This is a genomic window from Caballeronia humi (assembly GCF_001544475.1).
In the GTDB taxonomy this organism is placed as follows: Bacteria; Pseudomonadota; Gammaproteobacteria; order Burkholderiales; family Burkholderiaceae; genus Caballeronia; species Caballeronia humi.
In genome coordinates, this window is sequence record NZ_FCNW02000023.1 from 64,422 (window position 1) to 90,285 (window position 25,864).

The window sequence follows — 25,864 nt, forward strand, 5'->3', positions numbered from 1 at the left end:
CGGGCTCGTTCAGCTCTTCAGCTTGCGGCCCGCCATGGCGCACATCGGACAAAAGCCGATGAAGCCCATTGCGACGAATGAGGCGCCCGAGGCCGCCAGTGCCCATTTGAGCCACGGTTCCAACGGCACGAGGAACGCTCCGACCACGACGGCCAGGCCCACGATGGTCCGCAGGGAGCGCTCCCACACCGGCAGGTTCTTTTGAAAAAAGAAGGTAGACATACACGTTCCTTTCGGGTCGATAGGGTTTGGTGGACGAAGCCCACCTATGCAAGAGCCGTGTCGAAGCCAAAAGGATTCAAATATTTTTCCAGGCCTGCGAGGTCCGGCATGAAGATAGATCCTGTAGTAGTCGAAGCCGCATGCAAGGGTGATTCATCGGCACTCGATCAGCTGCTTACGCACTCGCGGCCGGACCTCAAGCGCTTTGCGCGAAGAGTGTGCGCCACCAGCGAAGACGCCGAAGACGCCGTTCAGGTGGCCTTGTGGAAGATGCACAGGAACATCGGCGGCCTTCGTACGGTGTCGGCATTCGCCGCATGGATTTTTCGCATCATTGAACGCGAATGTTTCCGCACCTTCAGAGCGCTCAAGAACACGCAGCCGATCGACGAGCAACTCGAAGCATCGCTGCCGGCAGCCCACGCGCGCGATGAACTACGCCAGGATCTCATCGCCGCCATTGCCGCGCTGCCGCCGGCGTACAGCGAGATCCTCATCATGCGCGACGTCAACGAATGGACTGCTCCCGAGGCCGCGGCTCAACTGGGCATCACGGTGGAGGCAGCCAAGAGCCGGCTGCACCGGGCGCGCAGTCTCATGCGAGAGCGGTTATCAGCGGGGCAATATCATGTAAGCGATGCGAGTTGACGCGGTCGCGTTCAAAAATCACATGCTGACGTCCCGCCCGACCCGCATTACGCGCCTTGCGCCTTGCATGGAAGGGTGCATGCAGGTGTGGAAAGCTTCGCTGCAGGAACGACCCTCGGCGGCTGAACTGGATCAGCTGGCAAGCTCCGAACTCGCGAAAGCGCAGCGCTTCGTCTATGAGGTGCACGCGCGGCGCTACCTTGCGGCGCGCGTGGCGTTGCGAGCAATCCTGGCGATGGAAACAGGCCTGGCTCCCCGCGATATCGTCATGAGTTATGGTCCATTCGGCAAGCCACGGATCGATGCCCGATTTGGAATCCATTTCAATCTCAGTCACTGCGAAGACGTCGCACTTGTCGTTGTCTCCCGCAATGGCGAAGTCGGCATCGACATCGAGTGCCCGCGAGAGTTTGCTTACGCGTTGGAGATGGCGCGCGTTCATTTTTCTCCACGCGAACGCGAAGAATTTTCCAGGGTGCCAAAGGGAGACATGAACAATGCCTTTCTCCGAGGCTGGACCCGGAAGGAGGCGTGCCTCAAGGCAACCGGCTCCGGTCTGGCATTGTCGAGTTCAGCATTGGAAACAGGGTTGTGCGCCGGGCGCTGGATCGTTTCGTTCGCGGCGCTGCGCCTGCAACATGTGGTCGAAGTGCAATCCTTCGTTGGGCCCGACCGCGAGATTTATTCTGTGGCAGCGTTGCTGTGAGGCCTGCGTGAACGCGTCGTCGGTGGCGGGCACATTGCCGACCGCGACGAACCCACCCTTGAGGACGCCCAGGGCGGTGCCTTGCTGCTTTCAAATCAACCCGAAGCAGGAGTGACCGTTTGACCGTGAAAGCGGTCCTCGCAGCCCATAGTCAGGCGCGCAACTACGAGGGCGATCGCAGGCGCGCCGCGCCGGCAGACCCAGAAACGGAACTCCACTGCGGATACTCCAATCGATGGACAAACGTGGGGGAATCTGGCGAGCCGCACATGCTTACGAGCGCCCGCACATGCTTAAAGCACCACGAGCGAGTGCAGATCGTAACCGGCAGCCCTAAGTTGTTTTTCAATGCCAGTTGCTTCGGCGCGAAGCATTCCGGCCGTTTCTACATCGCGTCGAGATAATTCTGCGGCCGCGGCTCGCGCCTGTAGGTCTCTGCACTGTGCAGCCATCTGACTTATATCCATGATTTCCTCTACCGGGTTAGAGCGCTTTTGGCGCTGTCACTCGCGGCACTGTTTTCCGCGATATACCTGGTCATCGGAAGAAATCGAGCGGAATTTAGCCCTGAGACAAACTATTTACTGTCGGTCACCGTCAGGACGATTCCTTCGCGACGCTCTGCGCGTGATTCGTGCGGCGACAGATATTTCCGGAGACGTCCCAAAGGCGCTCTTTTGGTATCGGAACGAGCCGCTGCCTGTGTACGCGATAAACCCGCCAACGGGTGTCTCCCAGTCGAGCCGATAGCGTGCTTCGGTTCGTCTCATCCCTGGAAGCGGGCGCGACGGGATGACAAGCAGACGGTGGTGGGGCCGATCACGCAATCCAGCTTCTGTCATCATGGCGTGGCTTGAGCAAACCCAAAGGGTGTCATGTCACATCTCGAAGACCAGAAAGCGAGCGCCAGCGCAAACCATCCCGCGCGCGAGGGCGAAACCCGCGAAAGCGGGATTTACGGAAGCGAGATAAGCGAGGAGCACGACGCTTCGGCAGTCGGGCGCACCGGTCCGCTGAACGAAGCGGCGCTACTCGGGCGCAAAACGCCGCCGTGGCCGGATTCGGCAGCGGCCAATCCCGGCCACCACGGGCGCGCCGGCGCGCCAGGCGCGGTGCGCGCACTGGCCGGTCTTCTGTTTGGTCTCGCGCTGCTCGTGGCGGGCAACGGGCTGTTCCAGACGCTGATCCCCTTGCGCATTCTTCAAGCGGGCTATTCGACGTTCGTCACCGGTCTCATCCAATCGAGCTATTACGCGGGCTTCATATTGGGAGCAGTAGTCAATCGGCGCCTTATCGATCGCATTGGTCAGCATCGGACGTTCGTCGCGTTCTCGGCGGCAGCGTCGATTCTTGCACTCGCTTTCAGCGCAGCGGAGTCGCCGTGGGTCCTGGGCGGCGTGCGCCTTCTTACGGGCGTCGCGTTCATGGGGTTGTACACCTCCGTCGAAAGCTGGCTCAACGGCACGGTCGAGAACGAAAAGCGCGGCCAGGTGTTCGGCCTCTACGCGGCCATCAACTACCTCGCAGTGGGCAGCGGCCAGTTTCTGCTGAATGTCGGGGCGGGGTCCGGGGCGCAGCAGTTTTCGATCGCCGCGGCCCTTTTTGCTGCGGCAGTGCTGCCGGTCACGCTGATGGAAGGCTGGCCGGTGAAGGTCAACGACACAAATCTTGATCGCGTACCTGCGCGGACCTGGGGGGAGAGTCTTCGAGAAATGATGGCCCTTGCGCCTCTCGGGATACCGGGCTGCATTCTTGCCGGCTTCATTTACAGCAACTTCTATGCGCTGATGCCTGTTTATCTTCAACGCTCCGGATTCACGACGGAGGAGCTCGCGACTTTCATGGGGGTCGCGCTGATTGGCGCCCTGTTGCCGCAGTTTCCGATGGGGCGCCTTTCCGACCGCATCGATCGACGGCGTCTGGTTCTTTGGACAGCGTCAGTCTCGGCGGTACTCAGCCTCGTGTTGTTCTGCTTCGACTTTCGCATCGTCACATGGTGCGCCACACTGGCCTATGTTGCTGTGACGTTCACGCAGTACGGGCTTATCGTGTCACACGTACAGGACCGTACGGAGTCGCACCTGCGAGTCGGCGTTTCGGCAATGTTGCTGGTGCTCTTTTCTCTCGGCGGAATGACCGGGCCGACGCTGGCGTCCGCGCTGATGACGCTCATCGGGCCGAGTGGGCTCTTCCTGTTCAATGCGCTGTCTTGCGCATTGCTGGCGCTCAGCGCAAGACACGCGCTCCGATTGTCCACGCGCACGTCGGTGGTCGGTAAGCAATCGAGTTGAGAAGGATCAGGAGGGGTCGGAGGGTACCGTCGAATCTATCGGGTTGGCCTCTGTCGCGAACTCGCGCGCGCAAGCGGCTAAAACCGTTAATATTGACGAGTAGAAAGAGAAGCCGCACTCGGCCGGATGCAGGAGCGTAAACACGGCAGTTCGCTCAACTCGGTTGGTACAGAACTGTTCACGATAGCGGTGATGACGGCAGTGTCGGCCCGACCGGACCACCGACCGGCACGCGTCGCGGATTTGCGCAAATGATTTGATTAGAAGGGGAGCCGCAATGACGATCAATAAAAAGATTGCTGACCAGTACGAGACTTATGTTCCGCGAGGCGAAAACTGGTTGGCGACGCATCCGGAGGAGGCGTTTGGCGGCATCGACAAGCCGGGTTGGCGTGAGTTGCCCATCAAATCGACGGCCACCGCCAAGGACGTGTATGAGGGCTGGGTCGGGCGCCTGGTGAAACGAGTCAAAAGTGATGATTTCGAGCTGGACGCCATCAATACGCCCGAAGGCTTCGAAGTCTTTCACGACTCGTTGATCGACGACATCACGGCTTCCTGGGCCGCGCGTGGCCTGGAAGCACCGTCACGTCATGCGGTCCTGCTGATGGTTGACTCGGGCGTCAGATTTTTTCGGCGCACGGACAATAACCGATGGCCGCGCCTGCATCAGGCCGTGCGCCAGTATGGACATACCGTTCTGAATGAGCGCGCTCAAAGCCTTCTCAAGGAGATTTTCCCCGACGAGAAACGTTACATTTCGACCGGCACGGCTGACGAAATCGATGCGTCGTACAAAGCGCAGCAATCCCGCATTCGAGATTTTTGCGAGCAGTATGGAGGCAGCCCGCTGGTTGTCGACGCGTACGCTCACGAATACTACGCGAAGTGACGTTTCCTCACTCTGCAGTGTCTGAAATTGAAATCGAGCTCTTTCCTAGAAATTGTTCCGAGATTGCCGAGTCCCCCGTTTGTTCGGTAACAAAAAGGAGAAACGATGGAATGCATCGAGATATACACCGGCGATGACGGACACTCGCAATTCAGGCACATCCATGCGTTTGAGGTCAGTCCAGTATCTTTCAATGGCGTCGCCGTGTCTTTGTCATCGCCGCAGGCATGCGAGAGCGAGCTCCTGCACGAGTTCGACGGTGACTATTTCCTCGGTTGGCACAATCCACCGTCCAGGCAATATGTCATTGTCCTCGCGGGGGAGCTTGAAATTGCTGTGAAACGCGGTGACGCCGCGCAACGCTTTGCGGCGGGCGCCGTTTTCGTTGCAGGTGATCTGAACGGTACAGGCCATACGACGCGCGATCCAGGCAGGCCGCGCATTAGTCGTCAACTTGCGAGGATGAGGCAATGCTACTCGAGCATGCTTTGGCTGTCGTGACAGGCGGCAGCAGCGGCATTGGGTTCGCAACCGCCGAACGGTTTATGTCCGAAGGCGCACGCGTGGTGATCAGCGGGCGCAATCCGGACAGACTAGGCCAGGCCGCGGAGAAGCTTGGCGAGAACGTTTTGGGAGTCGTCGCAGACGCCACAAGTCCGGAAGACATGCATCGGCTATACAAGACCGCAGTAGACCATTTTCAATGCAACGTAACTGTGGTGGTCGCGAATGCCGGAGTTTCCCGGCAAACACCCGTGCGCGAGACGTCGTGGGAGCAATTCTCCAGCGTGCTCAACGACAATGTTGGCGCAGTCTACGCGACTGTGCGCGAGTCGCTGCCGTTTCTCGGTCGCCCTGCATCGATCATCCTTGTTGCGTCGCTTGCGGCCAATCAAGGCACGAAGAATTTCTCGGCATATTGCGCGTCGAAGGCAGCTGTGGTTTCGCTCGCAAAGAGCTTTGCCGCCGAATTCGTCGAGGACGACATACGCGTCAACAGCATTTCACCCGGGGTTGCGAATACGCCGATCTTCGATACATTGGGAATATCCGAAGCGCAACTGCTGCAATGGTCGAATGCCATTCCGATGAAGCGGCCGGCTCACCCCGATGAAATTGCTGCAGCCATTCTTTTTCTAGCGTCGGATGCATCGCGGTATATGACCGGCGCTGATCTTGCAGTAGACGGCGGCATGTCAGGCATCAGTCCATTTTAAATTGTGCTCGCGCAAAACTTTCGGGGGTAGCCTTGCTCCCGTATCAGGAACCTTCGCTTCCGGTGTCGATTAAACGCTGCGACCCAGTCCACGATCGTTTGCGAGAGGCTTGCCTGCCGAACACTCACCCCAGCTTCTCGAACAGGCTGCCCCAGCTCGCCAGCGGCGCGGTATCGATGTCGAGCATTCGCAGCGCCTTCCAGACGACGGTCGCCACAGTGTCATAAGCGGGGATATCCGTCGCGGCTTCGAAAGCGTGCGCCAGATGGGCTGCATGCAAATTCGTGCAAAACGTCGTCACCGCGTCGGGCCTGGCGGTGACGGTCTCGTGCATCATGTTCGCCAACAACGCATCCGGAACTTCGGCAAAGCTGAAGTTGTCGCGCATGTCCAAATGCCGTTCAGCGACGCATTCGATGCCGAGCCTCGCGTAGTTGCGCACGATCAGCGCCTGAACGTCGTCGGTATAGGGCGACACCAGAGCAAGGCGCTCGACACCCGTTTTCGCCAGAATCTCGTTGAGCGCCAGTACCGACGTGGTCGCGGGAATGCCGGTCGCCTCGGTCAGTTGACGGCACAGTGCCTCATCGCGCTCGAACCCGAGCCAGCCCGCCGACGTGCCGCTCCACGCGATGACATCCACCCGCGCGTCGGCGAGCTGGCGCGCCGCCTCCAGGATTCGCGTCGCGTCGAATTGCCCGAGCGCCTGCTCGGACAGACTGATTTCCGTCACCTTGAAACGCGCGAAATGCGCACTGACATGCGGCAACGCGCCGAGCATCGCCGAGGTAATCGGTTCGAGCGCCGTGTTGGAGGAGGGCGTGAGAATGCCCAGCCTGATTCGTTTGCTTCGCATGGCAGCGCCTCCCTAGTCGGCCAGCAACAGCTTGACGCCCTCGGCGGCGTCGTGGCGCAGTTCATCGAGATCGATGCCGGGAATCACTCCATCGTCTACAACGATTCTGCCGTTCACCACGTTGTAGCGAACGCGCGTGGGTTCGCCTGCCGTGACGGGCGCTACTGCAAGATCGTGAAAGCCGAAGAAACGCAGGTCGTCGACCTCGTAGAGCACGAGGTCCGCAGCCTTGCCCACTTCGAGCGTGCCGACCGCGTCGAGGCCCAGCACGCCTGCGCCCCCAGCGCTACCCCAGTGGATCGTCTCTTCGACCGAAGTCGACGAAGCCCCCTGCGCCGCGCGATGCACGAGCCACGCGAAGTGAGCTTCGTTGGTCATGCTGCCGGATTCGTTCGACGCGACGCCATCCACGGCAAGGGACATCGGCACGCCCGCAGCGACCATCTGTGGCGCGGGTGCGATGCCGCTTCCGAGCCGGGCGTTGCTGACCGGACAGTGCGAACATCCGCTGCCCGTTTCAGCGAGCATCGTGATCTCGCTCGCCTGAAGATGCACGAGGTGCGCGAACCACACATCGGGTCCGAGCCATTCGTGATCGGCAACGAACTCGACCGGAAGCTGATTGAAGCGCTCCTTGCAGAAGTCGACGTAACGCGTGGTTTCCGAGAGATGCGTATGCATGCGCAGTCCCATGCCGCGCGCCGCGCGCGCGACTTCGGGCAACAGTTCGGGTGGCAGGGAGAACGTCGGTGTCGTGGGCGCGACCACGACACGGCGCATCGAGGCCGCGCGTGCGTCGTGATAGCGCGACTTCAGGCGTTCGATGTCGGCGAGCATCTGCTCGATCGTCTCGGGTTTCAGCGCAAGTTTGGAGAAGCCCGGATGATCGCCCGCCGCCTGCAATGCGCCGCCCCGGCAGAGCACGAAGCGCAGCCCGAACGAAGCCGCTTCGTCAAACAGGAGGTCGCCGGTTTCCGTGGTGCCTTCAGCGTGATAGAGATAGTGGTGATCGGCGCACGTGGTCACACCCGAGAGCAGCAGTTCGGCCATGCCGAGGCGCGCCGCGACGCGCGCCAGGTCCGGCGTGAACCGCGCAAGACGCGGATACGGCACGGCGGCGAGCCACTCCTGCAGATCCGCGTTGATGCCCGAGGGAACCGCTTTCAGCAGGTTCTGGAACAGATGATGGTGCGTGTTGACCCATCCCGGATAAACGACGCATGAGCGTGCGTCGATGACGCGCTCATCGTCGCGCGCCTCCAGATTCGGCGCGATGGCCTGGATCACGCCATCGCGGATGCGCAGATCCACCTGGCCCAGCCGCGCGGCATCACCACGCAATCCGCTCATCACCGCGACGGGGTTCTTGATCAGCAACGCTTCGGGTTTTGTGCTCACGATTTCATTTCCTTATTCACGCGCCAGGCTGTGCGCCGGTACGACGTCTTCTTCATGGGCGCCGTTGAGCACGGCGTTCAGAACGACCGAGACCACGCAGGCCAACACCACACCGCTGTGTACGAAGGGTTGCGCCCAGTCGGGCATGTGCTTGAAGACCTGCGGCGCCATCACGGGAATCAGTGCGGTCGCGATCGTGAAGCCGACAATCAGCACGTTGTAGCGATTGCGCTCGAAATCCACCTTCGCCAGCGTCTGCACGCCGGCCGCCACCACGACGCCGAACATTGCGATCCCGGCGCCGCCGAGCGCGGCGGAGGGCGTCGATGCCACCACTGCGCCGATCTTCGGCACCATCGCCACGATGCACATGAGCACACCGCTCACCGCGACCACCCAGCGGCTGCGCACACCCGTCAGAATCACGAGGCCGACGTTCTCCATGAATGCGATGAATGGGAACGCCGCGAACATTCCGGCAATCGCGCTCGCGAGACCGTTCGCGCGCATGCCACGCACCACGTCCTCCTCGCTCACGTTCTTTTCGACGATGTCGCCGATTGCGACGAATAGACCCATCGACTCGACCATCTGCACGACCATCACGACGATCATGGTCATCACGGGCACGAGTGAGAACACCGGCGTGCCGAAGTGAAACGGCAGCGGTATCGTGAGCCACGGCGCCTGTGCCACGTTCGAGAAGTCGCCCATGCCGAGCAGGCAGCCCAGAACGCTGCCGGCAACCAGCCCGATCAGTACCGACAGATTGCGCAGGAACGCGTTGGCAAAGCGGTTGATCGCAAGGATCACCAGCGCGACGAACAACGCGACGCTCAAGAAAGGCAGTGCGCCGAAGCGCTGCTGCGCGGCTTCTCCACCGCCCGCCCACTGATACGCGACGGGAAAAAGCTGCAAGCCGATCACGGTGACGATGCAGCCTGTCACGACGGGAGGAAAGAACCGGCGCAAGCGTCCGACGAGCGGCGCGGCGAACATCGTGAACACCCCGGCGCCGATCACCGCGCCGCATACGCCCGCGAAGCCGACACCCGGACTCATGCCGATCGCGATCACCGGCCCCACGCTGCTGAAGGCGACGCCTTGCAGAATCGGCAGGCGCACGCCGAACTTCCAGATGCCGATGGTCTGCAGGACCGTAGAGATGCCCGAGCAGAAGAGAGCGGTGCTGATCAAGGCGGTGGTGTCCGCTGGCGACATCTTCAGCGCGGACGCCACAATCAGTGGAACGGCGATGGCGCCGATGTAAGCCACGAGCATGTGCTGCAAGCCGAGCGTGATCATTTGACGCTTTGGCAAGATCCGATCGACGGGGTGTTGTCCGGTGTTCATTGCGTGTCTCCTGATTATCGTTATCGATCAAAGCGCGCCGTGCGGCGCCGCTGCTTCGTCAGGCCGCGACCGGCATGGCGAGACAGGTGTGGAAGCGCTCAGTCAGCGCCGCACGATCGAGGTCGCGCCCGATGAACACGATGCGGCACGAGCGCGGCTCCGAACCCCAAGGCTGCGCCGCGCGCAATTCGAAGATGTCATGCACGCCTTGCAGCACGTAGCGATGCGACTGGCCCCGCACCGCGAGGATGCCCTTCATGCGGAAAAGGTTCGTGGCGTCGGACTGGCGCAGTTCCGCGAGCCAGTTCTGCAACGCATCGAACTCGATGTCCGCTTCGACTTCGATACCGACCGACGACACGCTCTCGTCATGCTGATGATCGGCGTGATCGGGTTCGTCGTGCGCATGTTCGTCGCGGCTGTGCTCATGTCCGGTATCGTCCGCTGCGACGAGCGTTTGCGCGAACTCGTTGGCGCCCACGCCGAGGATCTTTCGAAGATCGACCTGCGCGTAGCTCGATTCGACGATCTCCGCCGTGGCGTTGAGTCCTCGCAGCCGCTCCGTGAGCGAAGCGATCTCCGCGGGCGTGACCAGATCGACCTTGTTGATCACAAGACGGTCCGCGCAGACGATCTGATCGACCGCCTGGTTGTCCCTGCCGTCGAGGACGAGGTCGTCCAGATGCGAGGCGATATGCCGGGCGTCGATCATCGTCACCACTGCATCCAGCGTCACCTGTTTTGCAATCGGATCATCGAGGAAGAAAGTTTGTGCGACCGGATACGGATCAGCGAGCCCGCTCGTCTCGACGATGATGTGATCAAGCCGTTCCGGCCGCTCGACCAGCATCCGGACGATGCGCACCAGATCCTCGCGCACGGCACCGACGCAGCACACGCAGCCGTTCGTCATTTCATAGATTTCTTCGGTCGATTCGAGCACGAGCCCGCCGTCGATACCGACCTCGCCAAATTCGTTTTCGATCACCGCGATCTTGTGGCCGTGCTTCTCGCGCAGGATGTAGTTCAGGAGCGTGGTCTTGCCGGCGCCGAGAAATCCGGTCAGCACGGTGACGGGGATTTTTTCAATTTCGTTGTGGGTGGCGTGAACGTGCGTCATCGCTTGTCTCCGGTCGTTGGGATTGGATGTGCTGCTTTGCAATCAGGCGCTAGTTTCTTTCCAGCGCTGAACGGTATGGGCTTCGAGTCCGAACAGGTCCAGCACGCGGCCGAGCGTGTGGTCGATCATCTGATCGAGTGAAACCGGGCGCGCATAGAACGCCGGCACCGGCGGTGCGATGATTCCGCCCATCTCGGTCACGGCGATCATGTTGCGCAAATGCGCCAGCGTGTAAGGCGTTTCACGCGCGAGCAGTACCAGCGGGCGGCGCTCCTTGAGGGTGACGTCGGCGGCGCGCGAGATCAGGCTCGATGAGATGCCGCTCGCGATCTCGGCGAGCGTCTTCATCGAGCACGGCGCGACGATCATGCCGAGCGTGCGGAACGAGCCGCTGGAAATCGCAGCGGCCATGTCGTCGCAACGGTAGGTGAAGCTGGCGAGGGCACTGACTTCAGCGAATTTGCAGTCGGTCTCGTGGGTCATCGTCAAAAGCGCGCTGCGCGACACGGTCAGATGCGTTTCGACATCGAGCCTTTGCAGCAACTGCAAGAGCCGCACTCCATACACGAAGCCGGACGCGCCGCTGATGCCGACCACGATTCGGCGCGCGCTCATCGTGCTGCTCCTGCGGCGACGTCCGCCAGGATGCCGACAGCTCGCCGAGACGCACGTTCGCTGATCCGCGCGCGAATGCCGTCGAAGTGCGATCCGCGCGTCGCGTCGATGGCCATGCGCGACGTCGTGCCGGCAGCGGACGAAGACGGATCGAGCGGACTGCCCGGCAATCCGTCAACGATGAAGACGTCCTCGTGCGGCTGGAAATGCGCGGCGATGGCCCACAGCACCTGCGCGTCATCGGCGATGTCGATATCGCTGTCGACGGCCACGACGTTCTTGAGGTACGGGTCCCAGCCGAGCAGCGCGAGCATGACCTGGCGCGCTTCACCGTCGCGTGTCTGGTCCAGCGCCACGTAGCAATGAAAGTGCGTGCCGGAGTTCGGATAGTGCAGCGCGGTGACGGAAGGAAAGCGTGCCTTCAGCTTCTCGCTCATCTCGGCTTCGCGCGGCAGGCGGGCGAGCGTCAGATGCTCCGCGTACGGACCGCCGACCACGTCGACGAGCCACGCGTCGCGGCGCCGCATCATCGTATCGACGCGCAGCACGTTGTTGGTCGATCGGTCCGACGAATAGCCGGTGAACTCGCCGAACGGGCCTTCCTCGGCGTGCGCGTCGGGATCGATCGTGCCTTCCAAGACAAATTCCGCGGCGGCAGGCACACCGATGCCATAGCGCGGCGTGCGCACCAGTTGCAGCGGCGCGCCCAAGAGTCCCCCGGCGATGTTGCGCTCGTCGGCGCCGAACGGCACGCGTGCCGCCGCCGCGAGCATGAACAAGGGATGCGCGCCGATGACCATCGCGACCTTCAAGGTGTCGCCGCGTGACTTCGCCGCCTGAAGCATGCGCCACAGGTGGCCGCGCGAATGCAGGCTTGTCGCGAGCGCATTGCGTGCATGCCGCATCGAACGGTGGTAGCTGAGGTTGGCGATGCCCGTCACCGGATCTTCCGCGACGATCACCGCGTTCGTGACATACGGCCCGCGGTCGGTGTCGAAGTGGCGGATCATCGGCAACCGGTCTAGATCGACGGCATCGCCTTCGGTCACTTCATCCAGCACAGGACCATTCGATAGATAGACCGGCGCGACCGGTGCGTTGGCGCGCTGTTGATAGGCATCGAAAAGTCCCTTGACGTCTGCGTCGAACAAGCGTCCGATACGCTCGCGGGAGGCAAAGAAATTCGTGACGAGCGGTGTTTCGATGCCATCGACCTGCTCGCAGACGAGCATCGGGTGCTGCCCGCGGGCGGCGAGTTCATGGACGAGCGCGGTCACGTCCTGATCCGCGGACACCGGCTGCTCGAGCGTCAACACGTCGTCCGGATATCGTTCGCGATACTCGAACGCGAAGCGATGAAAGTCCTGCGTGGCGCAAAACGGATTGCGAGCCATCGTGAGCTCCGTTGGAACGGGATCGTGTGAAGAGCAGGCGCGTGCACGACCGCGCCTGCAATGAAGAACCGAACGGCGTCAGGCGGGCTGCACGATCTCGCTCACGTAAGTCGCCTTCAAACGCTTCTCCGCTTCGGCGAGGTCCTTCGGCGGTTTGGTCGGTTCGATGCCCACCAGCCGCGCGATGTTGTTCCCCATGTAGTCTTCGAGACCGTCCTCGTCGAGGTCCATGCCTTGCGGCGCGGGACCGCACAGCATTTCCAGCTCGCGCAGCCACATACCCGGCTCGTTCGGCGGGGAATCGGTGCCGAACACGATCTTGTTGCGCGGCAATTCACGAGCGAACTCGACGATGCGCGACTGATAGCACCATCCCGATTCGCAATACACGTTCGGCGTATCCATCGCCATCCAGAACGCCTCGAACGAATAGTTGCCGCCGGTCTGAATCCCGAAATGACCGATGATGAAATTCACCATCGGGAATTCGCGGATGATCGGATAGAACTGCGTCGGAATCGTGTAGGGCCCGTCGCCCGTGTGAATCAGCACCACGACGCCCAGCTCGGCGCATTTCTTCATCGCCGGACGCAGCCAGTCGAGCGCGCGATCCGGCCGGTAGCCGTGCATGTTCGCGTGCAGCTTGAGCATCTTGAAGCCGTATTCCTTCACATGGAATTCGAGTTCGGCGGCACCGTTCTCCGGACCCCAGCGCGGGTTGTACGTGAAGTTGCCGATGAATCGATCCGGATATTTCTGCGTGAGCTCGGCGATATACGACATGTAGTCGCGAATGCCTTCCCGGCCGCGACGGTTACCGTCGCGATAGCCGGTGTTGCCGGGCGGCGGCTGAATGAAGCCCATGTCGATGCGGCGCGGTTTGCCGTTGATGATGTACGGTCCGTCCATCATCTTGAGCAGGCGTTCCCCGGTGAAGGGCTCGCCCGTGTGACGCCAGGCTTCGTCGACGAGATTGGTCGGGTGCAGATGGGTATCGATGATCATCAGCGGGCTCCTGCGTAATCGGCCTGGCGCGCGGATTTTTTCGCGGCGCCGGCGTGCTGTTTCAAATAGGCTTGCGCTTCTTCCACGCTTGCCGGCGGTGCGCTCGGCTCGATGCCGATCATGCGGGCGAGGTTGTTGCCGAGATAGTCTTCCAGCGTGTCCTCGTCGAGGTTCAGCCCTTGCGGCGGTTCGTAGCACAACACTTCGAGCAGGCGCAGCCACATGCCAGGTTCGTTCGGCGGCGTGTCGGAGCCGTAGAGAATCTTGTGCGTCGGCAGCACCTTCGCGAATTCGACGATCCGCGATTGCAGACACCAGCTCGATTCGCAATACACGTTCGGCGTATCGAGCGCCATCTGATACGGCTCGAAGCAATAGACGCCGCCCGTCTGCACGCCGAAGTGCGCCATGATGAAATTCACCGACGGGAATTCGCGAATCAGCGGATACCACTCGCTGGGAATGCTGTACGGGCCATCGCCGGTATGCAGCTTGACGAGAAGCCCAAGGTCCGCGCATTTGCGCAAGGCCGGGCGCAGCCAGTCGAGCGCGCGGTCGGGGCGATACGCGTGCATGTTGGCCTGCAACTGGACCATCCTGAAGCCGTGTTCCTTCGCATAGAACTCGATCGCATCGGCGCCGTTCTCCGGACCGCAGCGCGGGTTATAGACGAAGCAGCCGAGGAGACGCTCCGGATACTTCTGAACGCATTCCACGGTGTAGGCCATGTAGTCGTCGATCGACTCACGACCCGAGCGCTCGCCGTCGGTCCACGTATAGATGGTGTTGCCTTGCGGCGGTTGGATGAATGCCTTGTCGATACGGCGCGGCTTTCCGTTGATGATGTACGGGCCGTCCATCACTTCGATCAGGCGCTCGGCTGAGAAGGGCTCGCCGTCGTGACGCCACGCGAGGTCGACGAGGTTGGTCGGATAACAGCTTGTGTCGATGATCATGGTCTCGATCTCCTTGAGGGGAACTGGCGTGTCCAGTTGCCGGATCGCGGGCAGGCACATCGATGGAACGGAGCCCTTGCGGACTTGCCCATGCGGCCCTTTGCAAGACGCGTGTCATTGCGTCTTCCCCTCGCCGGCATCGAGTGTCACACTGATGTGCACTGCTGCTTGCGATGAAGTCTCACAAGTTACGAGCGGTCTGTACAATATTTTTCAACCACGACCTTGATACGTTTTCGATATGGACCTGCGGCTATTGCGTTACTTCGCGGTGCTCGCGGACGAACTCCATTTCGGCCGCGCAGCGGCACGGCTGCACATTTCGCAGCCTCCGTTGAGCCAGCAGATTCGCATCCTCGAAGAGGAGATGGGAACGGCGTTGTTCCTGCGCTCGCAACACCGCGTCGAACTCACGGAGGCAGGGAAAACACTGAAGGAGCAGGCGCCGCTGATCTTCGCGCAGTTCGAGCGCGCGATCGATCTCACGCGTTGCGCGGGGCGTGGCGAAGTGGGAAGTCTGGAAATCGGCGTCATCAGCTCGGCGATGGTCGAGCCGTTTCCGCGCGCGCTCGGGGAGTTCGCGCGCAAGCATCCGCAGGTGCGCTGGACGCTGCATGAAATGACGCCCGCCGCGCAGCTTCAGGCATTGAAGGAACGGCGGCTGGATGTATGCTTCTTCCGCGTATCGCACGAAGATCCGGAGATTCGCAGCGAGGTGGTGATGCGTGAGTCGGCGCTGGTGGCATTGCCGCTTTCGCATTCGTTCGCTGGCCGCGAGGAGATCGCGTTGCGCGAACTTGAGACGGAGCGCTTCCTGTCGTTCGGCTTGCTGCAATCGCAGCTCGCGCGCTTCTTGCGTGACTGTTGCGTCGAAGCGGGATTCACGCCGCGCATCGAGCAGGAGGTCGTCGAGCTGCATACGCTGCTGTGCCTCGTGCGCGAGGGGCTCGGTATCGCGCTGTTGCCTTCGTCGGCGCAGCAACTGTCGAGCGGCGGAGTGGCATTCGTACCTTTGAGCGCGCCACGTCCCGAGGTGTCGCTTCACGCGCGGTATCGGGCGGAAGCGCCGTCTCCGGTGCTTTCGCTTTTCCTCGATACGGTGCGGGCTGCCGCTACTTCAGCTACTCCAGCGGCTCAACGTTGACCGTCTGCCGCACCAGTTCGCGCATCGCTTCGACGAGCGGCGCCACGCGCGTCGCTTTTTCACGCGGCCACACCGCGTAAAGGTTGTAGTGCGTCGGGATTTCCACTTGCGTGAGCTCGATCAGCTTGCCGCTGCGGATGGCATCGGCGGCAAGAAGGCCACGTGCGAGACCCACGCCTACGCCCGCGCTCGCGGCCGCGATCAACCCGGCGGCGTTGTCGAATACGGCGACGGCGTCCGGTTCGACTGCAGGCAGGCCTGCCGCGGCGAGCCACGGAATCCACGAACGCTTCGTGTAGCCGAGCAACGGCAAGCTCAGCATCTCCTCCGCAGTGAGCAGCGCGTTCAGCCCGCGCGTTCGCAGAAGATCGGGCGAGCCCACGGGAGTCAGACGATCGCCGCAGATCAGCGCGTTGTCGAAGCCGTCCCATTCGCCGTACCCATACCTCAACGCAAGATCGGCGCGCTCGAACGCGCCGCGGTCGTGACGCGGTGCGGACAACATGGTCAACGCCGTGCCGTTCAACGCGCCGAGCAGCGCAGGCAAACGCGCGACGAGCCAGCTTTGCGCAAGCTCCGGATCGACGTCGAGCGTGATCGATTGCCTGACCGCGCGCTCCTTGACCGACGACAACGCACGATCGATCTGCTCGAAGCCATCGCCTAGCTGGTTCGCAAAGAGAGCGCCCGCGTCGGTCAGGACAACGCGTGCTCCTTCGCGCACGAACAGCGGTTGTCCGACGAATTCTTCGAGCGTGCGAATCTGCTGACTGATCGCACTATGCGTGAGCGACAACTGACGCGCGGCGCTCGAAAAGCTGCCGGCGCGCGCTGCCTGCAGAAAAGCCTGCATCGACTGGATCGAAGGGTAGCGCTTTAGCATGGGTGTTAGGCGGGCTTACGGAGATTAAAAGAAATCGTCGCTGGCGCTGTGCGCGCGTGCTTTCAATAATGATCGCAGGCACGCGCTCTCGCTGAGGCGACTTATCGAGGCGCGTTGCATAACCACAATCAGGAGACGACGCATGATCGAAATTCATGTCAACGGCACGCGGCACTCGCTCGACAATGTACCGGAAGACATGCCGCTCTTGTGGGTGCTACGTGACCGGCTCGGATTGACCGGCACGAAATTCGGCTGTGGCGGCGGCTTTTGCGGCGCATGCACGGTGCATCTGGAAGGAGAAGCGGTGCGTTCCTGTTTGCTGCCGATCGCCGCGGTGACAGGCCGGCACATCACCACGATCGAAGGCTTGTCGAAGGATGGCGATCATCCGTTGCAACGTGCGTGGGTTGCCGAGGACGTTCCGCAGTGCGGCTATTGCCAATCGGGGCAACTGATGCAGGCTGCGGCGTTTCTCAAGGGCAAGCCGGCCGTCAACGACGAAACGATTACGGCGGCGATGTCCGGCAACATCTGTCGGTGCGGCACCTACGCGCGGATTCGCAAGGCCATCAAGCGTGCGGCATCGGGTGATGCGGCGCTGGCTGTTGCGGCCGCAAGGGAGGCGTAAATGCGCAATCACACGACCGCCCACGGTGCAGCACGGCGGCGCTTCATGAAACAGGGTTCATCGTTGCTGGTTGCCGGTCTCGCGATCGGGTTCGAACTGCCCGAGGCCTGTGCCAAATCGGCCGCACATGCGGACGGCTTCGCGCCGAATGCCTGGGTGCGCGTACTGCCCGACGACACGATCAAGCTGGTGGTCCACAAGCATGATTCGGGAACCGGCACGCATACGGCACTGGCCGCGATGGTCGCGGAAGAACTGGATATCGATCCGTTTCGCGTGGAGGTGATCACGCCTGAAAATCCGTTCTACGCCGACTATATTCATCCGCTGTGGAAAGTGTTTTCGACGGGCGGCAGCACGAGCGTATCGCTCGAATACGATCGATTGAGACGGGCGGGCGCCACCGCGCGCGCGATGCTGATCTCGGCGGCCGCCACGCAGTGGAACGTGGCGCCGTCCACCTGTTCGACCGACAACGGCTTCGTCGTCGGCCAGGCGAATGGCGAGCGCGCCAGCTATGGATCGCTCACGCAGCGCGCGGCGCGGCTGCCTGCGCCGAAGGACGTCGCGTTGAAAGACCCGTCGCAGTTCAAGTACATCGGCAAGCTGCACAAGAAGCGCGGCGCCGCGCAGAAAACGACGGGCGCGTTTCGCTACAGCATCGACGTGTCGCTGCCGGCGATGCTGGTCGCGGTCGTCACGCGCGCGCCGGTGATCGACGCGCGCGTGCGCAGCGTCGATGCCAAGGAGGCGCTCGCCGTGCCGGGCGTCCGGTATGTGCTGCAGATACCCGGACGGCCCGACATACTCGGCGGGAACCAGGCGGGCGTTGCCGTGCTGGCCGACGACTATTGGTCGGCGCACAAGGGGCAGGCCGCGTTGAGGGTCGAATGGGAAGACAGTCCGTTCGAAACATTCGACAGCCGCACGCTTGCCGCGCGTCAGGCCGCCTGGCTCGACGATCCCGCTGCGCGGGTGGTGCCGACTGTGCAGAACGGCGATGTAGGCGCGGCTTGGAAGCGGGGCGCACGCACGATCGAGGCGTCGTACACGATGCCGTACAAGGCGCAGAATCCGCTGGAACCGATCAACGTGACAGCGTGGGCGCAGGGCGGCGGTATTGAGTACTGGGGCGGCTTGCAAGTCCCATCGACGGCGCAGGAGGCGGCAAGCGTCATCGGCAATATTCCGGCCGACAGGGTCGTCTTGCATGAGCTGGTGTCCGGCGGCAGCTTCGGCGCGCGTGAATCGAAGTATTGGCTCTTCGAAGTGACGTGGCTCGCAGTGCAGACCGGCAAGCCCGTCAAGCTGATGAACAGCCGCGAGGACGAGATGCGCGCGCTCTTCCATCATTCGGCAAGCTACCACCACGCGAAAGCCGCACTCGACGCGCGCGGCAATCTGATCGCGCTGCGACTTCGAGCGGTGATGCCGGCGTCGCCGGAACAGTGGGAGCCCGGTTATTTCGACCGTCCGGACCGGATGGATTACAGCACTACCGAAGCGATCAGCAAATACGAGTTTGCCTACGGTGCACCCAATGTCGACCTCGGCTGGGTGCGGCACGAGACAGGCGTGCCGACCGGCTGGTATCGAGCGGTAAGCTATATCCCGAACGTGTTCGCGGTCGAGTCGTTCATGGATGAAGCCGCGCACGCGGGACATCGCGACCCGGTCGATTTCCGCCTCGCGCACCTGCAAGATCCGCGTCACGCGGCCGTCTTGCGCGAGGCCGCCACGCGGGGAGGCTGGGGCAAGCCGTTGCCATCAGGAACCGCGCTTGGCGTCGCGACCAATCGCGCTTACGGCAGCTACGTCGCCGTGATCGCCCGGGTGGCGCGGCAGGGTAACAGCATCGTGATTCAGAAACTGACGTGCGTGGCCGATTGCGGCCTGGCGGTCTCGCCGGGCGGGGTCGAAGAGCAGTTGTATGGTGGATTGATGTGGGGACTCGGACACGCCACGGCCGATCGTATCGATATCGAACACGGCCGGGTCCGGCAGAAGAATTTCGACACGTATCGCGTGATGCGCATGAGTGACATGCCTGACATCGAGATACATATCGTCCAGGGCGATCCGTCCAAGCCGGGCGGGGTCGGCGAACTGTCGAGCCCTTCCGTTGCGCCCGCGATCGCGAATGCGGTGTTCAATCTGACCGGAAAGCGCGTGCGAGACACGCCGTTCGATTTGCAGAACGTCGTGCACGCCAATGCGTCGTGACGAATGGACGGCAGGAAAGCCGGCATGTTCGCATGTCGATCCATCAAGCAACCAACGATGGGGCGGCCCTGCGGGGAGTGTGGCTATCGGAACCGAGCAACTCTTGCGCTATCGCTCCTCGGCGTCAGGGAACGGATCGGCCGGCCACGGCGCCCCGCTAGTGCGCCAGCCCATTGGTTGCGTTGGCCTAGCGTCGTCACTCACCCTTGCGTGCCCCGAAGAGCAGCTGCGTCCAGAACGGTTTGAACCACTGCGCCCATAGGGGCTCGGCCTTATGCGAAATGACTGGTTCGCCGCTCGGCGGCTTGCGCGCGACAAGTTGCTCAAGCGTGGCTTTCGCTATCCGGCGCCCCTCCGTCGAACTCATATGGGCCGGCATCAGTGGATTTAGTGCGCTCGGATCGGCGAGCAACGTACGTAACGCCTGCTCGTCCATTGATTCGAGCCGCAGTTCGTACTCGATTTGCAGCGTGCTTTGCAATTCGGCCAAAGTCAGCATGTCGTCCGCCTCCGGGGTTCAGCAACGGTTCGTCGCTTCTTCGGGCACACTGCCTAACGCGGCTCGCCATCGACGAGCGGCAGTGGCCGCAGCCGTCTCCACCATGCTGCCGCCATCCGAGCGCTTTACGTGGTGCGCTACGTTCTGTGATGGGTAGTATGGCGTATTTGTGCAAAGCAGCAAATACAATTTTCATGCCAATTTGGAATGGCAGTTACAGGAGAAAATGCTCGACAGTACTTCGATGGATGGTCATTGCGTCGGGCTCCCGGTCAAGCCGACGCTGCATGGCTTCCAATGTTTTTGTACGACGGTATCTCGCTGGCGCATATTGGACCATGGTCCAATACCGGCGTGCCGGCTGATTGCCTAGTCTGCCAGTGACACATAATCGGCATCGCCTTCGACAGCGATGTCAAAGGTCGATTACTACACGATCCTCGATCTCGAATTCCTCGGCGCGCGCGTATGGACGCGATTTCGTTGCCTGGACCATCAACAACACGGGCCCGTCGGAGTCGCCGTGCAAGCTCGCGAAGAACGCGCGCGTCGTGTTGATGCCGGGACGCGGCTTCGGCACGCAGCGTCCGTCGGGACGCGTATCGCTCGCGAATCTCAACGAGAGCGACTGCGTGCAGATCGGCCGGGCGATCCGGGAACTGCTCGGGGAACATGTCGAGCGATATAACGCCGAGTCCGGCAACAACGTCGACAAAAACAAGGCGCTCTAGCCAACTTGCGTTATCCCATCCGCATGCTCAGGAGAAAGACAATGGCCATACCTGTCGAAAAAGTCACGCCGTACGACGAATTCAACTTCGAGATTCCGGAGAACGAGTTTCCGAAGTCCGGCATTTCGGCCCGCGCGGCTGCCGCGCTGGTAGTCAGCGAAGAATGGACCGACGCCAATCCGATGCTCAACATGTCGTCGTTCGTGACGACCTTTGCGGAGCCGGAAGCGGTCGAGGTCGCCAAGCGCAACATGTACAAGAACTACATCGACCACGACATGTATCCGCAAGTCTTCGCAATGGAGACGCGCATGGTGAAGTGGCTGCATCAGTTGTGGAATGGCCCGAAAGGGGTCGAACCATACGGCACGGCCACGATAGGCTCGTCGGAAGCCTGCATGCTCGCCGGGCTCGCGCACAAGTGGAACTGGCGGCAGGCGCGCGAGAAAGCGGGCAAGGACGCGACCCGGCCGAACATGGTGACGGGCGGCAACGTGCAGGTCGTATGGAAGAAGTTCCTGCGCTATTTTGACGTTGAGCCGCGCATCGTACCGCTCAAGCCGGGCAATTATCGCCTCACCGCCGAGCGTCTCGAGCAGTACGTCGATGAGAACACGATCGCCGTGGTGGCAATTGCGGGGCAGACCTTCACGGGCGAAGATGACGACATCCAGGAAATCCACGACTGGCTCGACGCCTACGAGAAGAAAACGGGCATCTCGATTCCAATGCACATCGACGGCGCTTCCGGCGGCTTCGTGAACCCGTTTCTCTATCCTGACTACAAGTGGGATTTCCGCCTGCCGCGCGTGCAGTCGATCAACGCGTCGGGGCACAAGTTCGGGCTCACGCCACCGGGGCTCGGCTGGGTCGTATTCCGCGAGCGCAAGGTGTTCAACGAGGACCTGATCTTCTACGTGAACTACCTCGGCGGAGAAATGCCGACAGCGACGCTTAACTTCAGCCGCAACGCCGCGCCGATCGCGGTCCAGTACTACCAGTTCTTGCGCCTTGGCTTCGACGGCTACAAGCGCGGGATGACGCACACGCTGGCGAATGCCGTGGCCCTGCGCGACGAACTCGTGAAGAGCGGTTACTTCACGATCATGAACGAAACGCAGCGCATACCGGTGGTCGCCGTCACGCTCGACCCGAAGGTCAAGAAGTTCAACGAGTTCGACGTATCGAACAAGGTGCGTGAAAAGGGCTGGGTGCTCTCGGCGTATTCGATGCCGCCCGATGCACAGGAGGTAAGGAGCCTGCGGGTGGTGGTGCGGCCGCACATCAACCACAACGTGGCCATGATCCTCGCGCGCGATATCGTCAGTGCGTGCAAGTATCTCGACGAGCACGGCGGCAGCGCGACGGCGCCTGAACTGCACGGGCACACCGACGAGAAGAGTACGGCGGCAAAGTGCTGAACGTTGATGTGAGTGCATGGAGGGCGCACCGCCGTCGCCCTCGTGAAGCGTCACTCCTGCGGGCCGTCAGCCAGTTCGAGATGCTGATAGCAGTCTTCGTCAGTTTAGCGTCCCTATAGCAGCGCAAAAAACCAAAACTGGACCCATGCCGAAATCACGGCGTTCGCCGAAAAGTAGGTTCGTCGACTAGCGGGCTGCGCAGCGCGCCCGAGCAGCACGGTACTGTTCGCAAACCTCTCGTGCTGCAGACCCTTCCGCCCGCGCAATGACCGGGCGCTTGCGCACCTAGCGTTTTCCCCATGCCAGCATGCCTCATGTGTCTGAGAGAAAGTCCGTCGACCTGCTGCCTCACCATGCGCAACGCGACATGGGTGCGATCGAGCGGTCGAGTTCCTTTGCGACGAACTTGCGCTTCAGTCGCGTGCATTCGTGCTATTTCGTTCGTCCGCCGGCGCGTTGTTGACCGTGGCTCTCAAGCTTGCTGAGGGAGTGGTGCCTTCGTCGGAGAATTCGTGACTTAGCTGTGGAAGCCAGCCACTACCTTCGCTGGAGGCGGGCGTGGGGAATGACGCAATCGCCGCCGTCGGGGCTGGCGCCACCGCAGCGTTGACAAGAAATCCAGTCGACGTGAGGAAAATCATGGCTGATAGGACAAAGCCCATGGAGTCCGCCTCCGATACTGGCGGCCCGTGGCGACGAGCGGGCCAGCAATCGTTTTCTGACTTTTAAATCTTAGACCAAATTGGCATGGAACAACGCATCCTTTCAACCTGCTGCAGGCGCTTCCTGACAGGCTCGCAACTTCATTGACAAGCTCCTCCGGCACGACGACGCCGACGGCCCCTATGGGCGTCAGGCCAACATTCAGGCACTCGACGAGGCATTCCCACCCGCGTTGCACCGACTCGTCGTTTTTATCTCTTGAGGGAACGCATACTCCCGCGTGCCGGGCTGGCGAGGCGCATATGCATGTCGTAGACAAACCGACAAACGACTATGGTTGAATCTTCATTGTTTCGTCGAAGAGGTCTCGACTCTTGTCAACTGAGACGTCTTTCGGCGGCGACAGCTCTTTTTGCAACGTATGAACTTCCATCTGCGCAATCGGAATTTCGATGCCTGCGGTGTCCATTTTGCATTTGAGCCTTTCGTTGAACGCACGTGTCACGCTCCACTGCTGTAGCGGCCGCGTCTTGAACTGTCCTTTGATGACCATCCAGTTCGCGTCAAAACGTTCCAGCCCCCACACTTCGACAGCCCCCAATATCTCGTTTTTAAAGTGGGAATCGGCCATCATTTCGGCGCCCACTTCGGCAATGAGGCGCCTGATCTCGTCCATGTCGACGGAAAACGGGGCCCGCACTTCGAATACCGCATAGGCGAAGTCGCGAGAAAGATTCTTCACAATCTTGATCTGTGAAAAGGGAATGGTGTGTATCGCTCCTTGCCCGTCGCGCAAGCGGACCGTGCGGATCGTCAGGTCCGTCACCGTGCCGGCATGGCCACCGTCGATGTCGATCCAGTCGCCGATAGAGATCGTCTCCTCGGCGATGATGAAAAGGCCGGTGATCAGATCGGTGACGAGCGACTTCGCACCGAACCCGGCTGCGAGACCGATCACGCCCGCGCCCGCAAGCAGCGGTGTCAGATTGACGCCGAGATTGGCGGCAACGACGATACCAGCGATTGCGACAACCGTGACAAAGAGCGCATTGCGGACGAGCGGCAATATCGTGCGTCCGCGTACGCCTGGATCGAGCGCCTTGGTGCGGGCACTTCTCGGGCTCAGTGCTTCGAGGATGATGGTGTCGATCAAAATCCATACAAACCAGGCGCCGAAAACAGTCGTCGCCAACGCAACGAATGTATGCTTGACGCCCGGCGTCATCGCGCCTTGTTTGAGCAGTCGCGCAACTGGGCCGCTCCACAATTCCAGTTCGAAGCGAATGTAGGTGAGCCATATCGCAAAAATCAATAGCGTGCCGCCGAAGCGCAGCAGTCGCATCAGATGTGGCGTGCGGCGTTGGGCCCGGTTGTTCCGTACGCGCGTTAGGTGAAAGAGAAGTGCCGACAGGAACAGTGTGAGCACGAGCAATACCGCACTGACAAGCGAAGGCTGCAACACCCCTCTCTCCGTGCCGCGCCCATCAATCATCGCAACGATCGACGCGATTGCGATCAAGAGAATGGGAATGTGCCAAAGGGATGCAAGGATGTCGAGGGCTTCGGTTGCAAGTTTGTGACCATGCCTGTATTGATAGGCGCGGTTGCGAATTAGATGGGCGACAGGCCGGCGGTACGCGAGAGCGAAATAGACGCTCGAACAGGCAACGGTCACGTTTGCGAAAGTCGATACGAGTCCGGCCAGATTCGGTCCGAGCAGTTGCGTCACATCGGGGTTCGAAGCAGCGTCTCCGAGTGCGCCGCATGCGCCGATCACGAACAGCAGGGCGCGGGCGCGCGGGGACAGCAACTGGTTTGCGACGCGGCGGTGTGAGGTGCCGAACATCCTGAACACGAGCGTGCAGAGGGAGGAGAAGACCGCGCCCGCGACAATCGAATAGGCCGCTACGAGCCCAAGCGTATAGCCCAGTGCATCGGACTTCGTTCCCACGAACAGCACTGCCGCGAGGAACGCGGCGATCCACGGCACCGTCTGGCGCAGTCCGAATGCCAACAGTTCGAGCGACGTCGCTGTCGGCATCGGCGAGACATGCCAGTTATAACGAGCACGGATGCGCCGCTCGCCATAGATCAACAGGGCCGTACAGGCACCCCAGCCAGACAGCGTAACGAACATTCCGAAGAGAACCTGACCGAACGATTCGTTCCGTTCTCCGGCGACGACCGTCTTCCATTCATTCGCGGCCGTGCTCAAGCGGCTCGACCAGAAGTGCAGGGGCGTACGGCCTTCGTTGAGATTAGCCTCGACCGACTTGATGCCTGAAGCAATCGTGCCAAGCAGATCGCGCTTGGGCTGCGTGGATGCATCGGGCTCGACGCTCTGCGCGGTGTCGCGCGCCTTCTTCAACTGCGTCACAAGTGCTTTGCGCTGAGTGTCGCTATCGAGCGTGCGAATCAGGTTGTCCAATGAGCGGTCCGGATCGGACTGACTGGCAGGCGACGGTTCGGCTGCTGCTTGCGCCGTCGATGCAGGCGGTTCTGACGCGCCTGTAGTGCCGTTGACGAGGCGCTGCAGTCCGGCGGATAGCGGTGTTACGGCCGCCAGCGTGAGGCTTGGTGTCGACAGAACCAGGCTCGAAACGGCGAACCATACGCAAGCGATCCACACGGTACGCCACGCACCATCGTGAAAGGCGCGCATGCGTCTGTAACGACCGCGAGCAGCAGTGCAAATCCTCAAGCTGGCGAAGAGAGGAATAGCGCAGGGTTCACGTCCCATGGATGCATTCATGGCGATCCAATGAAGGAAATCCCTTCAAAATGTCATTGATGTAACGGATTACTGATACCGGATCAGAACGATATTAATACGCGGTAGATTATTCGACGCGTCACTTGGAGGGCCGCGTCGCTGCGCTGTCAGGCGGCGCCCTTCGGCATCACATCGCCGATCGGCTTCCTTATCCCCGCGGGGTTGTCCGGCGCGACGAATTTTGCGCCTGACAGCCGTTTCTTGGGTCGCAGAAGATATCCTT

General features: G+C 61.4%; 22 protein-coding genes and 1 pseudogene. 11 read left to right on the forward strand and 12 right to left on the reverse strand.

The features are described 5' to 3' along the window. Positions 1-9 precede the first annotated feature (9 nt). Positions 10-222 (reverse strand): YgaP family membrane protein, encoded by a 213-nt coding sequence (locus tag AWB65_RS20280; RefSeq protein WP_087668845.1) that lies wholly within the window; start codon positions 220-222, stop codon positions 10-12. 57 nt (positions 223-279) lie between these two features. Between AWB65_RS20280 and AWB65_RS20285 the strand changes: the two genes are divergently transcribed. From AWB65_RS20285 to AWB65_RS20315, 6 genes are all read left to right on the forward strand, one after another. Continuing rightward, on the forward strand, positions 280-870 hold the full coding sequence (locus AWB65_RS20285) for an RNA polymerase sigma factor (protein ID WP_235007702.1): 591 nt from the start codon (positions 280-282) through the stop codon (positions 868-870). Between the two features lie 79 nt (positions 871-949). Beyond that, entirely contained in the window at positions 950-1,576 is a 627-nt protein-coding gene (locus AWB65_RS20290; RefSeq protein WP_159907715.1) for a 4'-phosphopantetheinyl transferase family protein, read from the forward strand. A 1,112-nt stretch (positions 1,577-2,688) separates the two neighbouring features. After that, entirely contained in the window at positions 2,689-3,867 is a 1,179-nt protein-coding gene (locus AWB65_RS20300) for an MFS transporter (protein WP_235007703.1), read from the forward strand. A 277-nt stretch (positions 3,868-4,144) separates the two neighbouring features. Further along, positions 4,145-4,759, forward strand: a complete 615-nt coding sequence (locus tag AWB65_RS20305) for a hypothetical protein (protein ID WP_087668849.1) — start codon at positions 4,145-4,147, stop codon at positions 4,757-4,759. Between the two features lie 105 nt (positions 4,760-4,864). Continuing rightward, complete coding sequence (locus tag AWB65_RS20310) at positions 4,865-5,260, forward strand: cupin domain-containing protein (RefSeq protein WP_235007704.1); 396 nt, start codon at positions 4,865-4,867, stop codon at positions 5,258-5,260. Then, positions 5,230-5,976, forward strand: coding sequence for an SDR family NAD(P)-dependent oxidoreductase (locus AWB65_RS20315; RefSeq protein ID WP_087668850.1), 747 nt, complete (start codon positions 5,230-5,232; stop codon positions 5,974-5,976). Before AWB65_RS20310 ends, AWB65_RS20315 begins: the two co-directional genes overlap by 31 nt. A 124-nt stretch (positions 5,977-6,100) precedes the next feature. Here the strand turns inward: AWB65_RS20315 and AWB65_RS20320 are convergent, their stop codons facing one another. From AWB65_RS20320 to AWB65_RS20355, 8 genes are all read right to left on the reverse strand, one after another. Continuing rightward, positions 6,101-6,832 carry a maleate cis-trans isomerase family protein gene (locus AWB65_RS20320; protein WP_087668851.1) on the reverse strand — a complete coding sequence of 244 codons (732 nt, stop codon included), beginning with the start codon at positions 6,830-6,832 and terminating at the stop codon, positions 6,101-6,103. A gap of 12 nt (positions 6,833-6,844) precedes the next feature. Beyond that, positions 6,845-8,230 carry an isoxanthopterin deaminase gene (locus AWB65_RS20325; RefSeq protein WP_087668852.1) on the reverse strand — a complete coding sequence of 462 codons (1,386 nt, stop codon included), beginning with the start codon at positions 8,228-8,230 and terminating at the stop codon, positions 6,845-6,847. A gap of 12 nt (positions 8,231-8,242) precedes the next feature. After that, positions 8,243-9,583, reverse strand: a complete 1,341-nt coding sequence (locus tag AWB65_RS20330; protein WP_087668853.1) for a nucleobase:cation symporter-2 family protein — start codon at positions 9,581-9,583, stop codon at positions 8,243-8,245. Between the two features lie 58 nt (positions 9,584-9,641). Next, positions 9,642-10,703, reverse strand: coding sequence for a CobW family GTP-binding protein (locus AWB65_RS20335; RefSeq protein WP_087668854.1), 1,062 nt, complete (start codon positions 10,701-10,703; stop codon positions 9,642-9,644). A 42-nt stretch (positions 10,704-10,745) separates the two neighbouring features. Next, on the reverse strand, positions 10,746-11,318 hold the full coding sequence (locus tag AWB65_RS20340) for a UbiX family flavin prenyltransferase (protein ID WP_087668855.1): 573 nt from the start codon (positions 11,316-11,318) through the stop codon (positions 10,746-10,748). Continuing rightward, the gene (locus AWB65_RS20345; RefSeq protein ID WP_087668856.1) at positions 11,315-12,712 is read right to left on the reverse strand and encodes a UbiD family decarboxylase; all 1,398 of its coding nucleotides are present in this window, start codon (positions 12,710-12,712) and stop codon (positions 11,315-11,317) included. The genes AWB65_RS20340 and AWB65_RS20345 overlap by 4 nt, the downstream gene beginning before the upstream one ends. A gap of 78 nt (positions 12,713-12,790) precedes the next feature. Further along, positions 12,791-13,717: an amidohydrolase family protein gene (locus tag AWB65_RS20350; RefSeq protein WP_087668857.1), complete on the reverse strand. Its 927-nt coding sequence runs from the start codon at positions 13,715-13,717 to the stop codon at positions 12,791-12,793. Continuing rightward, positions 13,717-14,673, reverse strand: a complete 957-nt coding sequence (locus AWB65_RS20355; protein WP_087668858.1) for an amidohydrolase family protein — start codon at positions 14,671-14,673, stop codon at positions 13,717-13,719. Before AWB65_RS20355 ends, AWB65_RS20350 begins: the two co-directional genes overlap by 1 nt. Before the next feature lie 241 nt (positions 14,674-14,914). On the opposite strand from AWB65_RS20355, the gene AWB65_RS20360 reads away from it, so the two are divergent. Continuing rightward, a complete protein-coding gene (locus tag AWB65_RS20360) occupies positions 14,915-15,817 on the forward strand; it encodes a LysR substrate-binding domain-containing protein (protein ID WP_087668859.1) in 903 nt (300 codons plus the stop codon). On the opposite strand, the gene AWB65_RS20365 is transcribed toward AWB65_RS20360, so the two are convergent. Then, a complete protein-coding gene (locus AWB65_RS20365; RefSeq protein ID WP_087668860.1) occupies positions 15,795-16,700 on the reverse strand; it encodes a LysR family transcriptional regulator in 906 nt (301 codons plus the stop codon). The two genes, AWB65_RS20360 and AWB65_RS20365, sit on opposite strands and share 23 nt — an antisense overlap. A 142-nt stretch (positions 16,701-16,842) precedes the next feature. Between AWB65_RS20365 and AWB65_RS20370 the strand changes: the two genes are divergently transcribed. Both AWB65_RS20370 and AWB65_RS20375 read left to right on the forward strand, forming a co-directional pair. Beyond that, positions 16,843-17,331 (forward strand): (2Fe-2S)-binding protein, encoded by a 489-nt coding sequence (locus tag AWB65_RS20370; protein WP_087668861.1) that lies wholly within the window; start codon positions 16,843-16,845, stop codon positions 17,329-17,331. Beyond that, the gene (locus AWB65_RS20375; protein WP_087668862.1) at positions 17,332-19,554 is read left to right on the forward strand and encodes a xanthine dehydrogenase family protein molybdopterin-binding subunit; all 2,223 of its coding nucleotides are present in this window, start codon (positions 17,332-17,334) and stop codon (positions 19,552-19,554) included. Between the two features lie 196 nt (positions 19,555-19,750). Here the strand turns inward: AWB65_RS20375 and AWB65_RS20380 are convergent, their stop codons facing one another. Then, entirely contained in the window at positions 19,751-20,053 is a 303-nt protein-coding gene (locus AWB65_RS20380) for a hypothetical protein (protein WP_087668863.1), read from the reverse strand. A gap of 415 nt (positions 20,054-20,468) precedes the next feature. Between AWB65_RS20380 and AWB65_RS20385 the strand changes: the two are divergent. Both AWB65_RS20385 and gad read left to right on the forward strand, forming a co-directional pair. Beyond that, a pseudogene (locus tag AWB65_RS20385) lies at positions 20,469-20,784 on the forward strand (bifunctional aspartate transaminase/aspartate 4-decarboxylase); the annotation flags it as partial. Positions 20,785-20,825: 41 nt separating this feature from the next. After that, positions 20,826-22,205, forward strand: a complete 1,380-nt coding sequence (gene gad, locus AWB65_RS20390; protein WP_087668864.1) for a glutamate decarboxylase — start codon at positions 20,826-20,828, stop codon at positions 22,203-22,205. A gap of 994 nt (positions 22,206-23,199) precedes the next feature. Here the strand turns inward: gad and AWB65_RS20395 are convergent. Beyond that, complete coding sequence (locus AWB65_RS20395) at positions 23,200-25,620, reverse strand: mechanosensitive ion channel family protein (protein ID WP_235007705.1); 2,421 nt, start codon at positions 25,618-25,620, stop codon at positions 23,200-23,202. Between the last annotated feature and the right edge of the window lie 244 nt (positions 25,621-25,864).

Coding starts and splice junctions, on each gene's coding strand:
- AWB65_RS20280 (WP_087668845.1), bottom strand. CDS start 222: ATGTCTACCTTCTTTTTTCAAAAGAACCTGCCGGTGTGGGAGCGCTCC.
- AWB65_RS20290 (WP_159907715.1), top strand. CDS start 950: ATGCAGGTGTGGAAAGCTTCGCTGCAGGAACGACCCTCGGCGGCTGAA.
- AWB65_RS20305 (WP_087668849.1), top strand. CDS start 4,145: ATGACGATCAATAAAAAGATTGCTGACCAGTACGAGACTTATGTTCCG.
- AWB65_RS20310 (WP_235007704.1), top strand. CDS start 4,865: ATGGAATGCATCGAGATATACACCGGCGATGACGGACACTCGCAATTC.
- AWB65_RS20315 (WP_087668850.1), top strand. CDS start 5,230: ATGCTACTCGAGCATGCTTTGGCTGTCGTGACAGGCGGCAGCAGCGGC.
- AWB65_RS20320 (WP_087668851.1), bottom strand. CDS start 6,832: ATGCGAAGCAAACGAATCAGGCTGGGCATTCTCACGCCCTCCTCCAAC.
- AWB65_RS20330 (WP_087668853.1), bottom strand. CDS start 9,583: ATGAACACCGGACAACACCCCGTCGATCGGATCTTGCCAAAGCGTCAA.
- AWB65_RS20335 (WP_087668854.1), bottom strand. CDS start 10,703: ATGACGCACGTTCACGCCACCCACAACGAAATTGAAAAAATCCCCGTC.
- AWB65_RS20340 (WP_087668855.1), bottom strand. CDS start 11,318: ATGAGCGCGCGCCGAATCGTGGTCGGCATCAGCGGCGCGTCCGGCTTC.
- AWB65_RS20345 (WP_087668856.1), bottom strand. CDS start 12,712: ATGGCTCGCAATCCGTTTTGCGCCACGCAGGACTTTCATCGCTTCGCG.
- AWB65_RS20350 (WP_087668857.1), bottom strand. CDS start 13,717: ATGATCATCGATACCCATCTGCACCCGACCAATCTCGTCGACGAAGCC.
- AWB65_RS20355 (WP_087668858.1), bottom strand. CDS start 14,673: ATGATCATCGACACAAGCTGTTATCCGACCAACCTCGTCGACCTCGCG.
- AWB65_RS20360 (WP_087668859.1), top strand. CDS start 14,915: ATGGACCTGCGGCTATTGCGTTACTTCGCGGTGCTCGCGGACGAACTC.
- AWB65_RS20365 (WP_087668860.1), bottom strand. CDS start 16,700: ATGCTAAAGCGCTACCCTTCGATCCAGTCGATGCAGGCTTTTCTGCAG.
- AWB65_RS20370 (WP_087668861.1), top strand. CDS start 16,843: ATGATCGAAATTCATGTCAACGGCACGCGGCACTCGCTCGACAATGTA.
- AWB65_RS20375 (WP_087668862.1), top strand. CDS start 17,332: ATGCGCAATCACACGACCGCCCACGGTGCAGCACGGCGGCGCTTCATG.
- AWB65_RS20380 (WP_087668863.1), bottom strand. CDS start 20,053: ATGCTGACTTTGGCCGAATTGCAAAGCACGCTGCAAATCGAGTACGAA.
- gad (WP_087668864.1), top strand. CDS start 20,826: ATGGCCATACCTGTCGAAAAAGTCACGCCGTACGACGAATTCAACTTC.
- AWB65_RS20395 (WP_235007705.1), bottom strand. CDS start 25,620: ATGAATGCATCCATGGGACGTGAACCCTGCGCTATTCCTCTCTTCGCC.